Origin of the sequence: Anoxybacillus sp. PDR2 (genome assembly GCF_009834045.1) — a bacterium.
In the GTDB taxonomy this organism is placed as follows: domain Bacteria; phylum Bacillota; class Bacilli; order Bacillales; family Anoxybacillaceae; genus Anoxybacteroides; species Anoxybacteroides rupiense.
In genome coordinates this window covers 1,350,539-1,365,390 of record NZ_CP047158.1, presented here as the reverse complement: position 1 = coordinate 1,365,390, position 14,852 = coordinate 1,350,539, and the positions used below count along the sequence as shown (strand labels likewise).

The 14,852-nt window shown below is 44.3% G+C and carries 16 protein-coding genes; all 16 read right to left on the bottom strand.

What is annotated here, in order from left to right:
• Positions 1-17: 17 nt before the first annotated feature.
• The 16 genes from topA to ffh all read right to left on the bottom strand — a co-directional run bounded on the left by topA (position 18) and on the right by ffh (position 14,849).
• Positions 18-2,093 (bottom strand): type I DNA topoisomerase, encoded by a 2,076-nt coding sequence (gene topA, locus GRQ40_RS06625; protein ID WP_044746154.1) that lies wholly within the window; start codon positions 2,091-2,093, stop codon positions 18-20.
• A gap of 91 nt (positions 2,094-2,184) precedes the next feature.
• Positions 2,185-3,078: a DNA-processing protein DprA gene (gene dprA / locus GRQ40_RS06620; protein WP_066147241.1), complete on the bottom strand. Its 894-nt coding sequence runs from the start codon at positions 3,076-3,078 to the stop codon at positions 2,185-2,187.
• 741 nt (positions 3,079-3,819) lie between these two features.
• Positions 3,820-4,722 carry a succinate--CoA ligase subunit alpha gene (sucD, locus tag GRQ40_RS06615; RefSeq protein ID WP_044746156.1) on the bottom strand — a complete coding sequence of 301 codons (903 nt, stop codon included), beginning with the start codon at positions 4,720-4,722 and terminating at the stop codon, positions 3,820-3,822.
• 17 nt (positions 4,723-4,739) lie between these two features.
• Positions 4,740-5,900 carry an ADP-forming succinate--CoA ligase subunit beta gene (sucC, locus tag GRQ40_RS06610; RefSeq protein WP_044746157.1) on the bottom strand — a complete coding sequence of 387 codons (1,161 nt, stop codon included), beginning with the start codon at positions 5,898-5,900 and terminating at the stop codon, positions 4,740-4,742.
• Positions 5,901-6,042: 142 nt separating this feature from the next.
• Positions 6,043-6,321 (bottom strand): EscU/YscU/HrcU family type III secretion system export apparatus switch protein, encoded by a 279-nt coding sequence (locus tag GRQ40_RS06605; RefSeq protein ID WP_044746158.1) that lies wholly within the window; start codon positions 6,319-6,321, stop codon positions 6,043-6,045.
• Positions 6,318-7,985, bottom strand: a complete 1,668-nt coding sequence (locus GRQ40_RS06600; protein WP_159719595.1) for a flagellar hook-length control protein FliK — start codon at positions 7,983-7,985, stop codon at positions 6,318-6,320. Before GRQ40_RS06600 ends, GRQ40_RS06605 begins: the two co-directional genes overlap by 4 nt.
• Positions 7,986-8,022: 37 nt before the next feature.
• Positions 8,023-8,796, bottom strand: coding sequence for a ribonuclease HII (locus GRQ40_RS06595; RefSeq protein WP_159719594.1), 774 nt, complete (start codon positions 8,794-8,796; stop codon positions 8,023-8,025).
• Positions 8,797-9,046: 250 nt separating this feature from the next.
• Positions 9,047-9,901, bottom strand: coding sequence for a ribosome biogenesis GTPase YlqF (gene ylqF, locus GRQ40_RS06590; protein WP_183186279.1), 855 nt, complete (start codon positions 9,899-9,901; stop codon positions 9,047-9,049).
• Between the two features lie 4 nt (positions 9,902-9,905).
• On the bottom strand, positions 9,906-10,460 hold the full coding sequence (lepB, locus tag GRQ40_RS06585) for a signal peptidase I (protein WP_066147233.1): 555 nt from the start codon (positions 10,458-10,460) through the stop codon (positions 9,906-9,908).
• 133 nt (positions 10,461-10,593) lie between these two features.
• A complete protein-coding gene (gene rplS / locus GRQ40_RS06580) occupies positions 10,594-10,938 on the bottom strand; it encodes a 50S ribosomal protein L19 (protein WP_066147231.1) in 345 nt (114 codons plus the stop codon).
• Positions 10,939-11,071: 133 nt separating this feature from the next.
• Positions 11,072-11,806: a tRNA (guanosine(37)-N1)-methyltransferase TrmD gene (gene trmD / locus GRQ40_RS06575; protein ID WP_159719593.1), complete on the bottom strand. Its 735-nt coding sequence runs from the start codon at positions 11,804-11,806 to the stop codon at positions 11,072-11,074.
• Entirely contained in the window at positions 11,806-12,324 is a 519-nt protein-coding gene (gene rimM, locus GRQ40_RS06570) for a ribosome maturation factor RimM (protein WP_066147227.1), read from the bottom strand. The genes trmD and rimM overlap by 1 nt, the downstream gene beginning before the upstream one ends.
• A gap of 19 nt (positions 12,325-12,343) precedes the next feature.
• Positions 12,344-12,730 carry a YlqD family protein gene (locus GRQ40_RS06565; RefSeq protein WP_066147225.1) on the bottom strand — a complete coding sequence of 129 codons (387 nt, stop codon included), beginning with the start codon at positions 12,728-12,730 and terminating at the stop codon, positions 12,344-12,346.
• Positions 12,731-12,891: 161 nt separating this feature from the next.
• Positions 12,892-13,128, bottom strand: coding sequence for a KH domain-containing protein (locus GRQ40_RS06560; RefSeq protein ID WP_044746167.1), 237 nt, complete (start codon positions 13,126-13,128; stop codon positions 12,892-12,894).
• Between the two features lie 15 nt (positions 13,129-13,143).
• The gene (gene rpsP / locus GRQ40_RS06555; protein WP_044746168.1) at positions 13,144-13,416 is read right to left on the bottom strand and encodes a 30S ribosomal protein S16; all 273 of its coding nucleotides are present in this window, start codon (positions 13,414-13,416) and stop codon (positions 13,144-13,146) included.
• 92 nt (positions 13,417-13,508) lie between these two features.
• Complete coding sequence (ffh, locus tag GRQ40_RS06550; protein ID WP_044746169.1) at positions 13,509-14,849, bottom strand: signal recognition particle protein; 1,341 nt, start codon at positions 14,847-14,849, stop codon at positions 13,509-13,511.
• Positions 14,850-14,852: the final 3 nt, after the last annotated feature.

Genomic DNA, 14,852 nt, shown 5'->3' with positions numbered 1-14,852 from the left:
TGACGGTCGCCCACCGATCATGCTTGCGGTTTCTCTTGGTAGTCACATTGATTACATTGAACTTGTATGCCTTTTTTTAATTTTTTCTCTACTAGTAATCCTTCACATTTTGGACAAGGGCGCGCAAGCGGTTTATCCCACGACATAAAATCACAGGCTGGAAACTGATCGCATCCATAAAATATTCGCCTTTTCTTGCTGTTTCGTTCAACAAGATTTCCTTCGCCGCATTGCGGACATTTTACACCGATTTCTTTCACGATCGGCTTTGTATGACGACAATCCGGAAAATTGGAGCAGGCAATAAACTTGCCGAATCTTCCCATCTTATAAACCATCGGGCTTCCGCATTCTTCACAATCAATCCCAGCCGGTTCATCCTTGATTTCGACTTCCTTCATCTCTTTTTCCGCAATTTGCAAGCTTTTTTCGAATCCGCTGTAAAATTCATCAATCACTTGAATCCATTGAATTTTCCCCTCTTCAATCTCATCTAAGCTTTTTTCCATTTTCGCTGTAAATTCGACGTCTAAAATCTCTGGGAAAAACTCTAAAATTAATTCCAAGACAATTTCCCCAAGCTCCGTTGGCACAAATCGTTTATTTTCCAGCACAACATAATTGCGCTTTTGAATCGTGTCCAAGGTTGGAGCATAAGTCGACGGGCGACCGATTCCAAGCTCCTCCAGCGTTTTGACTAATCTAGCTTCCGTATAGCGCGGAGGCGGCTGTGTAAAATGTTGCTTCGGTTCTATGTCCTTTCCAATCACTTTTTCTCCTTCTTGAAGGTCAGGAAGTAAACGATCTTGCTCATCCGTCTGGTCATCTGTCCCCTCCACGTATACTTTCATAAATCCAGCAAATTTTACTTTGGAGCCGCTAGCGCGGAAAATCACTCCCCCGTTTTCTAAATCGACACTCATCGTGTCCAAAAGCGCAGGAGCCATTTGACTGGCGACAAATCGTTCCCAAATCAGTTTATAAAGCCGAAATTGATCGCGGCTCAAATATGGCTTTACCGAGCTAGGATCGCGAAATACAGATGTAGGGCGAATCGCTTCGTGAGCATCTTGAGCTGCTGTATTTTTCTTTTCTTTTCGCTTTTCTTGTGCTACGTACTCTGCTCCAAATGCTTTTTCAATATACGAAAGCGCTTCATTTTGCGCTGACTCAGAGACACGTGTTGAGTCCGTGCGCATGTATGTAATTAAACCGACCGTTCCTTCGCTTCCAAGATCAATCCCTTCATAGAGCTGCTGAGCGAGCATCATCGTCTTTTTGGTGCGGAAATTCAGCTTACGCGCCGCTTCTTGTTGCAGAGATGAGGTCGTAAATGGCGGCACCGGGTTTCGCTTCCGCTCCTTTTTCGTTACCGATTTCACCGTAAAATATTGGCCTTTGAGGCGTTCTAAAACGAGCTTGACATCCTTTTCCTGTTTTAAATCGAGTTTTTGTCCATCCAATCCATAAAAAAACGCCGTAAACACTTCATTTTGCTTCACAAATTCCGCTTGAATGGACCAATATTCCTCAGGCTGAAATTCTTTAATTTCTTTTTCGCGATCAATGATCAACCGCAAAGCAACGGATTGCACTCTTCCCGCGCTTAGCCCCTTTTTTACTTTTTTCCAAAGCAACGGGCTAATATTATAGCCTACAAGTCTGTCAAGAACACGTCGAGCTTGCTGGGCATCCACCAAATGCATATTGATCGCCCGAGGATGCTGGAAGGATTCACGGATCGCATCCTTTGTAATCTCATTAAAGACCACACGGCAATCGGAATGAATATCAAGATCAAGCATATGGGCTAGATGCCAAGCGATCGCTTCTCCTTCACGGTCCGGGTCAGCCGCTAAAAAGACTTTTTTCGCTTTTTTAGCCGCTGTTTTCAAATCTTTAATGACTGGCCCCTTGCCGCGAATGGTAATATATTTTGGTTCATAATTATTTTTTATGTCAACGCCCATTTGGCTTTTCGGCAAATCGCGAATATGTCCCATCGAGGCTTTTACTTTATACTTTTTTCCTAAATATCGTTCAATCGTCTTTGCTTTTGCTGGTGATTCAACAATGACGAGATAATCTGACATACCGTTTCCTCCCTTAAGAGGTTATATTTAAAATCTTCATTATTATTAATGATTCTTATGACATTTGTCAAACAAGATGTAAAAAAATTTTTTATTTTAATGGAAAAATAGCGGAGAACTCCTCCATAATATCCCACGAAGAACGGACAAGCTTTGCGCCCATCTGAATCAATTGATTGGTTCCATCTGCCTGCTCAAGAAAAATGGAGCCCGGCACCGCAAACACCTCTCTTCCCGCTTCCAAGGCAAGGGAAGCAGTAATGAGTGAACCGCTTTTCTCTTTTGCTTGAACGACAACCGTTCCAAGCGACAAGCCGCTAATAATCCGATTTCGCAGCGGAAATTGCCATTTTTGCGGCTTTGTGTGCGGCGGATATTCTGAAACCACTAAATGTTCATTCATTAGCTTTTCTGCCAGTGAGCGATTTTGTTTGGGATAAATATGCTCGACTCCTCCGGCAATGACGGCAATCGTTTTTCCCCCGGATTGGACAGCCGTTTGATGCGCAGCTGCATCAATTCCTAAAGCAAGGCCGCTGACAATCGTCCAGTCATGCTGAATCAACGGCGGCACTAAAAGGCGCAGAGCACGAATCCCTTCCTCGGTCGGCTTTCTCGTTCCAACCATACTGATCATTTTACAAGATGAAAGCCATTCAATATTCCCTTTGGCATATAACACCCAAGGCGGGGCAAAGATGTGTTTGAGCCACTTCGGATAAATGTCATCAAAAACAGTAACGATATGAATATTTTTGTCCCTATATGTTTTTATCATACTTTGAATATCAATGGAATGTAAATCTTGGAAAAACAAAGAATATTGTTCGGGAGAAATCGACATGGAGGAAGCAAGAGTTGAATAAGAGAGTGAAAAAATCGAAGAAAGCGATGGATCTTGTTGCAAGAGGCGATGAATCGTTTTCCAGCCTGCACCGCGACAATGATGAAGATGAATCAGACGTTCACGAAGCGAGGTATACATTTCGTCTCTCCTCTCTTAAAATCCTTTCAAACACAGCTGCATCAGACACATATACGGAAACACATGACCACAAATTTTCTTCTTCTGGAACAAGAACACCGCTTGACCAGCGATTTATATAGAGCTGAGCTCACCTGTCAGCCTTTCTTTTTAGCGGCGCCATCCAGTCTAGCTGATTTGAATTCTATCAATCCAATCGGAGGTGTCCGTCAGTATCTATGACGGTCAAAGACCGTCGAAAAAAATAGGATTCTACCTCTGAATAGACTCATGGTTCCGTCTTTTTATTCGATCTCTATCCAAGTGTGTTGATGGGCTAATGCCCATAAAACTAGCAATATCATGATCGGGGAAACGCATGCGAATCGTAAATGGTGACAGGAGAAAAGCAAACGATCTTGATGGAGACACCCACCTAGTTTGATCCATGATGTAGGAGAGAGGCAATCATGGAGGTGATTTCTTCATTGGCACAAATAACATAGCGATTTTTCAAGTTATCTATTTGAGCTGCAACTTGGCATATCAACCGCTTCACTTTTTCGCTGAAACAACGGCTTGATTTCGACTGTCGAATGACTGAGAACAATCACACATGTTGAATTTTCGTTTACCCATTTATGCCCCTTGTCAAAAAACCGCTCTCACACAATAAAGGACGTCAGTTATCCTTTGTATGCAAAAAACCATCCCGCACTGAGCGGACGGGCTCTTGCATGCGGGACGGTTGCTCCTTATTGATTAATGTGTTTTACATTTTTCATAAAGCCCTTGCTCTTTTAACACGGCAATTAATGTTTCGCCGATCACAGCAGGAGTATCCGCTACTTTAATGCCGCATTCATTCATTTTCTTAATTTTTTCTGCTGCTGTCCCTTTGCCGCCGGAAATGATCGCACCAGCATGGCCCATACGTTTTCCAGGAGGCGCTGTTTGACCGCCAATGAAGCCGACTACCGGCTTTTTCATGTTCGCTTTGACCCACTCAGCCGCTTCTTCTTCTGCTGTACCGCCGATTTCACCAATCATAATGACTGCATAGGTTTCTTCATCTTCATTAAATGCTTTTAAAACATCGATAAAGTTTGTACCGTTGACAGGGTCGCCACCGATACCAACTGCTGTAGATTGCCCAATTCCTGCTTGCGTCAACTGATGTACCGCTTCGTATGTCAATGTGCCAGAGCGAGATACGATACCGACATGGCCCTTTTTATGGATGTAGCCAGGCATAATGCCGATTTTGCATTCTTCTGGTGTGATCACGCCAGGGCAGTTCGGTCCGATCAAACGCGTTTTCTTTCCTTCCATGTAGCGTTTCACTTTGACCATATCAAGCACAGGAATGCCTTCTGTAATGCAGACAACAAGGTCTAATTCCGCATCAACTGCTTCCATAATCGCTTCCGCAGCAAATGCAGGCGGAACATAAACAACAGAGGCATTTGCTCCTGTTTTTGCAACCGCTTCAGAAACCGTATTAAATACCGGAACTCCTTCGACTTCTGTACCGCCTTTTCCTGGCGTTACACCGCCAACAATTTTCGTTCCGTATTCAAGCATTTGCTTCGTATGGAATAATCCTTGCGATCCTGTAATCCCTTGAACAATGACTTTTGTATCTTTGTTAACAAAAACGCTCATTCTTCTCCCTCGCCTTCTTAACGTACTAATTCCACGATTTTTTGTGCGCCGTCTGCCATCGATTCGGCAGCTGTAATGTTTAAGCCAGACTCCTCTAAAATTTTCTTCCCTAGTTCAACGTTGGTGCCTTCTAAACGAACAACAAGCGGAAGCTCCAAGCCGACTTGTTTCGTTGCTTCAACAATTCCAGTTGCAATGACATCACATTTCATAATGCCGCCGAAAATGTTAACAAAAATGCCTTTTACTTTCGGGTCAGACAAGATGATTTTGAACGCTTCTGTTACTTTTTCCGTTGTCGCGCCGCCGCCGACATCTAAGAAGTTCGCCGGTTCGCCGCCGTAGTATTTAATGATGTCCATTGTTGCCATCGCAAGGCCAGCGCCGTTTACCATGCAGCCGATGTTGCCATCAAGCGCAATGTAGTTCAAATCAAATTTAGATGCTTCCACTTCTTTCGGATCTTCTTCGTCCAAGTCGCGGTATTCAAGCACATCTTTATGGCGATAGAGCGCGTTGGAATCAAAATTTAACTTCGCGTCAAGCGCCATGACTTTGCCGTCGCCCGTGACGACAAGCGGGTTGATTTCGGCGATCGAGCAATCTTTTTCCACAAATACTTGGTATAAGCCCATCATAAATTTGACTGCTTGATTGATCAGCTCTTTCGGAATGTTGATGTTAAATGCCAAGCGGCGCGCTTGAAACGCTTGCAAACCTACCGCAGGATCAACATACTCTTTAAAAATTTTCTCCGGTGTTTTTGCGGCTACTTCTTCAATCTCTGTACCGCCTTCTTCAGAGCCCATCAGCACAACGCGAGAAGTTGCACGATCAACAACAAGGCCGATATAATACTCTTTCTTGATATCGCATCCTTCCTCAATTAAAAGGCGCTTGACCTCTTTTCCTTCAGGTCCGGTTTGATGAGTGACAAGCACTTTTCCTAGCAGTTCGCTTGCATATGTACGAACTTCCTCTAAGCTTTTCGCTACTTTTACCCCTCCGGCTTTTCCGCGGCCGCCAGCGTGGATTTGCGCTTTTACGACACAAACAGAGGTTCCTAATTCTTTAGCCGCTTCGACTGCTTCTTCAACAGAGAATGCTACGCGCCCGTTTGGCACGGCAACTCCGTAGCTTCTGAGGATCTCTTTGCCTTGATACTCATGAATATTCATATCCCATCCTCCTATGTATAAAAATAAAAGTACTAGCGCTTTCATTGTATAATGTTACTTTCCATATTGTCTACCATTTCGACACAAAATCAGAAAAATCCTCTCTGACAAAAGGCTGCTTTGCTGTTGAGCAAAGCAGCCTTTAATCATGTGCATCTAATTGGCGATCCATTTGATAGACAAAAGCAAACAGCTCTGCAACGACTTGATATAGCTGTTCAGGAATGGCTTCATTAATCTCTAGTTCGCTTAACAACTCGACAAGCGATGGATCTTTTTGAATCGGAATGCTATGCTCTTTGGCCGTCGCAATTAAATTTTCTGCTACCTTTCCTTTTCCTTTAGCAATAACGGTAGGAGCTGATTGCTCATGAGGACGATACGTCAATGCAACCGCTTGTTTCATTTTTTCTTCTTTCATATTCGATAATCCACCCCTGAATGGCTCATCAAAATACGCGAGAATAGCCAATCATTTTTCTGCTGCTGCTCGGCTGCTGCTACCTTTATTCCTGACAACACATATCCGCATGCCTCTAATCGTTCCTTTAATAACGGCTGCATTCGAGACACCAGCTGCTCGATTTGCGGTGTATGATTCCATAAGGTTACATGAAGAATACTGTTTTGAATGCGAACATCTACTATGGTTTCCTTCAGCTGCTCTAATTGCAAATAAAACCAGATATGACAATAGTGCGGATCAATTTCTCCACTTCTCTTCTTTCTTCCCTGCCAGCGCACGATTACATCCGTTACGTGATCTGCGAAGCGGAGCGGAAACTGCCAAAACAACTGCTGAATCGGTCCTTGTGATTGAGAAAGGAGCTGCTGCCCTGTCAAGCGATGAATCAGCGCTTCAAGCTGTTCCTTTAAAGCAGGGAGCTGTACTTCGTCGTACACGCGCAGCAGAAGCGGTTTTAGCTCGTCAAAATGGACGGGAGAATCAGCTTTCATCCATTTTTTTAATTCCGCTTCATAATTCAGCCCGAGCCATTGCCCGATCTTTTTCATATGGTGAGCAATCACCACAGAAGCCGCTTCATCGTCCAAAGATAACAGCGGCTGGTCCGGTAGCTCCCCTTTTAAATAAGCTTCATAAAAATCCGAAAGCCGAGAAGGTAGCTCTCCACCGTTGAGAGCGGTCATAAAAGCGCGCACCTGCTCGTTTGCTTTGCTTCGATTTGTTTGCCAATCGTGCTGCAGTTGTGCAATCCAATCAGAAAGCTGCTTCTTTGCATCATGCTCCTCAAGAACGGCAGACGACAGGGGAAGGGAAAATGTCTTGCCGTGAATTTGAATTTGCTTGGCAAACCAACTCCATGAATTTTCTGTTACTTCCTGCGGCCATCCTCCTACTTTTTGTAAAGTTCGATATGCCTCCCGGTCTCCCTGCTGAATCCAATCTTTTAGCAAAAAAAAGAGGGTTTGATCGATGTCGTCCATCCGGCTTGTCATGCGCTGCAGCGTTGTTAATAGCGTACGAATGGCGTCCGGTTTTTGGTCATCTGGCATGGAGGCGAGCAAATCTTGCAGTTTTAGCAGCTGATTTGATAATAAATCGGGCTGTTGAACCGCCTTTATCGCTTGAAAGACGTCTTCGGTGAGCGGAAGCTGGTTTGTGTACATCCATTGAATTGCCCGTAAATTCATTTCTGTCTCTTTTGTTGCTATAAGCCATTTGGTTGCTTGAAGCACCTCTTCTTTCACAACAGGGAGCTGCTTTTGCAACAAAAAACGGAGAAGCGGTTGAGCCTCACGCGGAAGCCCCCAGCTTTTTGTCAAATGTAATACGGCGTGATTGATTCCTGCTTCATCGCCTGCTGTCTCTGATTTTGCAATGAGCTGTAAGCGAACGGTTTCATGTTCAGCTAAGAGCTGAAACCAGTAACGTCCTCCTTCTGATAATGGCGTCTGCATCTCCGCCAGAACCGTTTCCTGTCCAATTTTTACGAGCGCGCGATGCTGATCATTGATTTTTTCCACACTCCCATATATGACCTGGCCGCTGCGAAACGGCAGCGATTTTGCTGATTCCATGCGATGAAATTTTCCCCATCCATCCGTCTGCCGAATCGATGTCATTTTGCTCCTCCCCCTTGCTTGATGTGCCTGTGGGACATCAGTTCTGCTTAAGCGTCTCTTTTACTGGCGCGAAGGAACGTCGATGCTCGTTCATAATTCCGTATGTGCGAATGGCTTGCAAATGCTGCTCCGTTCCATACCCCATATGCTTTTCAAATCCATATTGCGGGTATTTAGCGCCAAGCTCTTTCATGATGCGATCGCGCGTCACTTTGGCCATTACGGAGCCTGCAGCAATTGAAATGCTGGCAGCATCTCCTTTAATGAGGCTTCGCTGCGGAATAGCCAATGGTAGTTCCATTGCATCAATCAGCAAATATTGCGGTTCTGGATCAAGCATCTTGACCGCCTGTATCATCGCTTTTTTCGTTGCCTGATAAATATTCAGCTCATCAATTTCCGCTGCGGAAACAATCCCAATTCCGACAGAAATAGCATGGCGCTGAATATGGACAAACAAGTGTTCGCGCTTTGCTTCTGACAGCTTTTTAGAGTCATTTAATCCCGGCAAATAAAAATCCTTTGGCAAAATAACAGCTGCAGCTACAACCGGACCCGCTAATGGACCGCGCCCCACCTCATCAATGCCAGCGATATACGAAATTCCTTGGCGATAGAGCTGTTGCTCATGCTGTGACATCTTTTCCCAAAGACGACGCTCTTTTTCCGCTGCTTGTTTTCGTTTGTGCCAGCGAGCAATAAGCTTTTGGACGCTAACCCGCTCGTCGTTCATAAATTCCTGAAACAACGGATGCTGGGCGTCGTCAATCGTTTGCAATAGCTGTTCGATCTCTTTTGCTGTACGCTTCATGTCATGATTCGTTCCTTTCTCTTATATCTTTTATATCGGCGCGCTTTCTAAAAAATAAAGCCTGTTTTTGGGGCTTTCAAACTGTTGATTCGCTCTTTCATCCTGCGTAACTTGCTTCGTTCATCCGCGCTGCTCCTTGTTTGACAAGGGGATTCAAAACAGTTCGAGGTAAAGAAGGGGGGGCCTAAAATGATTGTAGACAAAGTCCATTTTGACTTTGTCTACAATCTGACCTCCTGTTTTTCGAACGTTATGGTTTTTCAAAGCTGAGACGTCCTAACTTTTCTGTACGGACATCACGCAGAACAAGCTCTGCTACTTTATCGTAATCGATGGCCCCACCGGCCATTAAACAACCGCGGCGTTTGCCAATTTCATCAAATAGCTCAACGATATCTTCGGGAATTTCTTGAAGAGAATAGCGCTCTTTTAAACGATCTGGATAATGTTGGTTTAAAAAGCGAAGGGCATAAACCGCCACGTCCTGCAAATTTAAAATCGCATCTTTAATCGCTCCTGTGGCAGCGAGCTTTAGCCCTACCTCCTCCTCTTCAAACTTCGGCCACAAAATTCCCGGAGTATCTAACAGCTCCATTTCTTTTCCAACCTTAATCCATTGTTGTGCTTTGGTCACGCCTGGCTTGTCCCCTGTTTTGGCGATATGTTTGCCAGCTAGTCGATTGATGAGGGTTGATTTTCCGACATTGGGAATGCCGACAATGAGCGCGCGCATCGGTCGCGGGTTTTTAATTCCCTTGGCTGCCATTTTAGCAAATTTATCTTTCAGCATATTTTTAGCTGCAGCCACAATTTGTTTGGTTCCTTTTCCGCCTTGAGAGTCTATGGCTAACGCATGCAAGGCTTGCTGTTCAAAATAGGAAATCCACTGTGCAGTAATGGCTTCATCCGCCATATCTGCCTTGTTTAACAAAACGATGCGCGGTTTATTCGCTAAAATCTCATCAATCATCGGATTTCTTGAAGATAAAGGGATTCTCGCATCCACTAATTCAAAAACGATGTCAATTAATTTTAGTTTTTCCTGCACTTCGCGTTTCGCTTTTGCCATATGGCCCGGAAACCACTGGATTGTCATTGCTTCCACCTACTTACTTAATAATACGGGCATCAGAAAGCGGCCAATATACAATATTGGTTTTTCCCACTACCTTTTCCATCGGAATAAAGCCGATGTGACGGCTATCTTTGCTGAAGCGGCGGTTATCGCCCATCACAAACAAATAACCTTTTGGCACGGTTGCTTGCCCTCCTGGAATGTCCTCCAACGTAAACGGCTCTGTTAATGGCCCATCAATCACTTGTTTTTTATATTGGTCTAAGTACGGTTCTTTATAAGGCTTTCCGTTTACATACAATGTATCATCTTTATATTCGATGCGATCACCAGGCAAGCCGATGACCCGCTTAATATAATCTTTCCCCTCTTCAGCATGAAAAACGATAATGTCAAAACGGTGCGGCTCACCAATTTTATAAGACAGCTTATTAACAATCATGCGATCACGATCGTGAAGAGTCGGCATCATGGATTGGCCGTCAACGACAATCGGGGCAAAAATGAAATAGCGAATGCCTCCGGCCAACAACACCGCAATCACGATCGCTTTTAACCATTCCCATGTCTCACTTTTTTGTTTTGCCATTTCTTTCTCCCACCTACGTCTAATTTGATTAGAAAAAAGGAGCTTGAACACCAAGCTCCTTGTTTCATCATTGACATGTCCATGTTGTACGCTTCGACCCGCTGCCGTTCGGTCGGCGAATACAGCGGACCAACTAGCGGATTTCCTTGATGCGTGCAGCTTTACCGCGAAGTTGACGCAAGTAGTAAAGTTTTGCACGACGCACTTTACCGCGGCGAACAACTTCAAGCTTCGCAATTTTTGGCGTATGAACTGGGAACGTGCGCTCTACACCTACACCGTAAGAAACTTTACGAACAGTGAATGTTTCGCTCACGCCAGCACCGCGACGCTTGATCACAACGCCTTCAAACACCTGAATACGCTCACGGTTTCCTTCGACAACCTTTACGTGAACGCGCACTGTGTCACCAGGGCGAAACTCAGGCATGTCTGTACGTAATTGTTCTTTTGTGATTTCTTGAATTAAATGATGCATCATCTTCAACTCCTTCCAACAGATGCTCATACCAATGCTTTTCCATCATTGCAGCGGAACATCGTTTTAAATGACTTAAGCAGGCTTAAGTCACAAAGATTATACTAGCATAAAGGGGTATTGTATGCAATAGTTACCGTTCGTTTTTTTGAAATTCCTCCAACCACTTTTTTTGTTGTTCCGTTAATTCGTATGCTTCAAGCAAATCCGGACGGCGCAAAAAAGTACGGCGCAGTGATTCTTTTTGCCTCCATTCCTCAATTAAGCGGTGATTTCCTGATAACAGGACCTCTGGCACCTTGAAGCCGCGAAAATCGGCGGGGCGTGTATAATGAGGATGCTCTAGCAAACCCGAGCTGTATGAATCGTGTACAGAGGAAGCTTCGTTTCCTAAGACTCCCGGCAACAGGCGGACCACACTGTCGACGATGACCATTGCCCCTAGTTCTCCTCCTGTTAGGACGAAGTCGCCAATCGAAATTTCATCGGTTACTAAATGCTCACGAATCCGTTCGTCATATCCTTCATAATGCCCACAAACGAAAATTAAGTGAGATTCCTTAGCCAGCTCTTCCGCTTTTCGTTGCGTGTACCGTTCGCCTTGCGGACAGAGCAAAATAATGCGCGCGTTTGGCGAATGCTGCGTTAAATGAGCAACGGCATCGAAAATCGGCTGCGGCTTTAATACCATTCCTGCACCGCCTCCATATGGATAATCATCCACCGTCTGGTGCTTGTTATCAGCAAATTCGCGGAAATTCACCACATTAATAGCTACTGCTCGCTTTTCCTGCGCTTTTTTTAAAATCGATTCATTAAACACGCCTGCAAACATATTTGGGAACAATGTTAAAATATCAATTTTCATTATTCAAGCAATCCTTCCATCGGACGAATCGTAATTTTCTTTTCTTCAGGATTGACGCGGATGACGACATCATCAATGTACGGAATCAGCGCATCTTTCTCATGTTTCCGCTTGACTACCCATACATCATTGGCGCCAGGAGTCAATATTTCCTTGACGATGCCAATCGTTTCACCTTCTTCTGTGATCACGGTGCAGCCAATAATTTCATGGAAATAATACTCTCCCTCTCCCAACTGGCCAAGCTGGCTCTCAGGGACTTTCAAAGCCGCTCCCTTAAATTTTTCTACAAGATTGATGTTATCATATCCCTCAAAAGACAATAAATCAAACGATTTATGGACGCGATGGCTTTTCACCTTCACTTCGATCGGTTCCGATGAGTGGTCCATAAAAACGTAGAGAAGGTTGCCAATTTTATAGCGTTCTTCGGCAAAATCCGTTTTGGAAACGACTCGCACCTCGCCGCGAATACCATGTGTATTGACAATTGTCCCTACATGAAACCATTTTGTCATGTTTGATCCTCACCTCTTTTCAACGAATTTCTTTTACAAATCCATCTTCGATCACGATCGTTCGTTTCACGGCCACATCTTCCCAGCGGTCTCCTACGTTCACTTCAATTAACGCTTGCACTTCCCGCTCTTTCAATTCGCTCCCTAACGGAAGAATTTGCAATTGTTCGATTTGGAAATCAAGAAGCTTAATTTTTTCTAATCTCTCATTTAGTTCTTTGATAAAATATTGCTTTAATGCATGAGACGGTTGCTTTGTGCTCTTTTCAAGCCGCTTTTGCTCAAAACGCAGCTGATCACACTCCTGCTGGAGCTGCCGCTTTCTTTTCAGGAATCGATCATATAGCTCTTTTTTGCTTTTATTCGTTAAAATTTGCTTGATTTCGACGGTCTGAATAATTTTCATAGCCCCACCCCTAAAGCGGTAATCAAACAAGGGAGCACTCCTGTCTCTTAGGACAGAGCGCACCAGCTTTGAAAAAGAGGCTTCCTCTCGAGGCGATGAAAGCCTAGGTCATCCAAACATTGATGCTTCCTTATTATATAAAAAAAGGGGAGGATTTGTCCTCACCCTTTATCTTTAATTTGCACGATCACGCGCTTTGGCTGATCGGACGCAGCAGCGTACACGACCGTCCGAATGGCATGAATCGTGCGGCCCTGCTTTCCAATCACCTTTCCGATGTCTTCTTCGTGCACCGATAAAACATAGGTAACCGTATTTTCATGCGAAGACTCCGTTACCACTACATCTTCAGGATAATCGACAAGCGCCCGTACAATCGTCTCAATTAACGCTTTCATCTACGATCACGGCCATTACTTGCCGTATTTTAAATGATGGAATTTCTCTAAAATTCCTTGCTTAGAAAAAAGATTGCGAACTGTGTCAGATGGTTTCGCGCCGTTTTGTAGCCATTTTAACGCCAACTCTTCATTGATTTTTACTTCAGCTGGCTCTGCAACCGGGTTGTATGTGCCGATTGTTTCAATAAAACGGCCGTCGCGCGGTGAGCGAGAGTCCGCTACTACAATACGATAAAAAGGTGATTTTTTCGCACCCATGCGTTTTAAACGAATTTTTACTGCCATTTTTCTAGCACCTCCGTAAATAGTTCACACAAGATAGTATATTAGCAATAATCATCTAGTTTGTAAAGTTTTTTTTCTTAACACATTATCCCCTACATAAAAGGGAATTTAAACCCTTTTTTCTTTCCTTTTGGCATGGTTGTCATCATTTTCATCATTTTTTTCATTTCATCAAACTGCTTAAGCAAGCGGTTAACTTCCTGAACGGATGTACCGCTTCCTTTTGCAATCCGCTTTTTGCGGCTTGCATTAATGATTTCAGGATTGATTTTTTCTTCTTTTGTCATCGAACGAATAATCGCTTCCACGCGGCCAATTTGCTTGTCGTCAATTTGAATATTGTTTAATCCTTTAATTTTATTAGCTCCTGGAAGCATTTTTAAAATTTCGTCAAGCGGCCCCATTTTACGCACTTGACCAAGCTGTTCAAGAAAATCATCGAATGTGAAGGACATTGTGCGCATTTTTTGCTCAAGCTCTTTCGCTTTCTCTTCATCAACAGCGGCCTGGGCTTTTTCAATGAGCGTCAGCACATCGCCCATTCCTAAAATACGCGAAGCCATTCTTTCAGGATGAAACGGTTCCAGCGCATCCATTTTCTCGCCCATCCCGACAAATTTAATCGGCGTGTCTGTTACAGCTTTAATGGACAATGCGGCACCGCCGCGCGTATCGCCATCAAGCTTCGTTAAAATAACCCCTGTTAAGCCGAGCTGTTCATTGAAGCTTTGCGCAACATTCACCGCATCCTGTCCCGTCATCGCATCAACGACTAGAAAAATCTCATCCGGATTTGTCAATTCTTTAATTTGCTTTAATTCATCCATGAGCGTCTCGTCAATGTGAAGCCGGCCGGCTGTGTCGATTAGAACATAGTCATGATGTTCTTCCTTCGCTTTGGCAATTGCCTGTTTGGCGATTTCGACCGGGCTTACTTGATCACCGAGCGCAAATACTGGCATATTCAGCTGCTTACCGAGTGTTTCAAGCTGCTTAATCGCTGCAGGGCGATAAATATCAGCCGCAACTAAAAGCGGCTTGCGGTTGTACTTCTTGCGCAACAGATTTGCAAGCTTGCCCGTTGTTGTCGTCTTTCCGGCTCCCTGTAAGCCAACCATCATAATCACCGTGGGCGGGCGGCTGGCGACCGCAATTTTACTTTGCTCTCCTCCCATTAGCGCGGTTAATTCTTCTTTCACCACTTTAATAACCTGCTGGCCCGGAGTTAAGCTTTTTAAGACTTCCTGTCCAACAGCTCGCTCGCTGACACGCTTGACAAAATCCTTGACAACTTTAAAGTTGACATCCGCTTCTAACAAAGCAAGCCGAACTTCTCGCATCATCTCTTTAACATCGGCTTCTGTTACCTTTCCTTTGCCGCGGATTTTGTTCATGACACTTTGCAGACGGTCGGCTAATCCTTCAAATGCCATCCA

Coding starts and splice junctions, on each gene's coding strand:
- GRQ40_RS06605 (WP_044746158.1), bottom strand. CDS start 6,321: ATGAAAGAAGAAAAAATGAAACAAGCGGTTGCATTGACGTATCGTCCT.
- rpsP (WP_044746168.1), bottom strand. CDS start 13,416: ATGGCAGTAAAAATTCGTTTAAAACGCATGGGTGCGAAAAAATCACCT.
- sucC (WP_044746157.1), bottom strand. CDS start 5,900: ATGAATATTCATGAGTATCAAGGCAAAGAGATCCTCAGAAGCTACGGA.
- GRQ40_RS06560 (WP_044746167.1), bottom strand. CDS start 13,128: ATGAAAGCGTTAATTGAGACGATTGTACGGGCGCTTGTCGATTATCCT.
- sucD (WP_044746156.1), bottom strand. CDS start 4,722: ATGAGCGTTTTTGTTAACAAAGATACAAAAGTCATTGTTCAAGGGATT.
- rplS (WP_066147231.1), bottom strand. CDS start 10,938: ATGCATCATTTAATTCAAGAAATCACAAAAGAACAATTACGTACAGAC.
- GRQ40_RS06595 (WP_159719594.1), bottom strand. CDS start 8,796: ATGAAGCGTACAGCAAAAGAGATCGAACAGCTATTGCAAACGATTGAC.
- topA (WP_044746154.1), bottom strand. CDS start 2,093: ATGTCAGATTATCTCGTCATTGTTGAATCACCAGCAAAAGCAAAGACG.
- dprA (WP_066147241.1), bottom strand. CDS start 3,078: ATGTATACCTCGCTTCGTGAACGTCTGATTCATCTTCATCATTGTCGC.
- rimM (WP_066147227.1), bottom strand. CDS start 12,324: ATGACAAAATGGTTTCATGTAGGGACAATTGTCAATACACATGGTATT.
- GRQ40_RS06600 (WP_159719595.1), bottom strand. CDS start 7,985: ATGACATCGATTCGGCAGACGGATGGATGGGGAAAATTTCATCGCATG.
- lepB (WP_066147233.1), bottom strand. CDS start 10,460: ATGGCAAAACAAAAAAGTGAGACATGGGAATGGTTAAAAGCGATCGTG.
- trmD (WP_159719593.1), bottom strand. CDS start 11,806: ATGAAAATTGATATTTTAACATTGTTCCCAAATATGTTTGCAGGCGTG.
- GRQ40_RS06565 (WP_066147225.1), bottom strand. CDS start 12,730: ATGAAAATTATTCAGACCGTCGAAATCAAGCAAATTTTAACGAATAAA.
- ffh (WP_044746169.1), bottom strand. CDS start 14,849: ATGGCATTTGAAGGATTAGCCGACCGTCTGCAAAGTGTCATGAACAAA.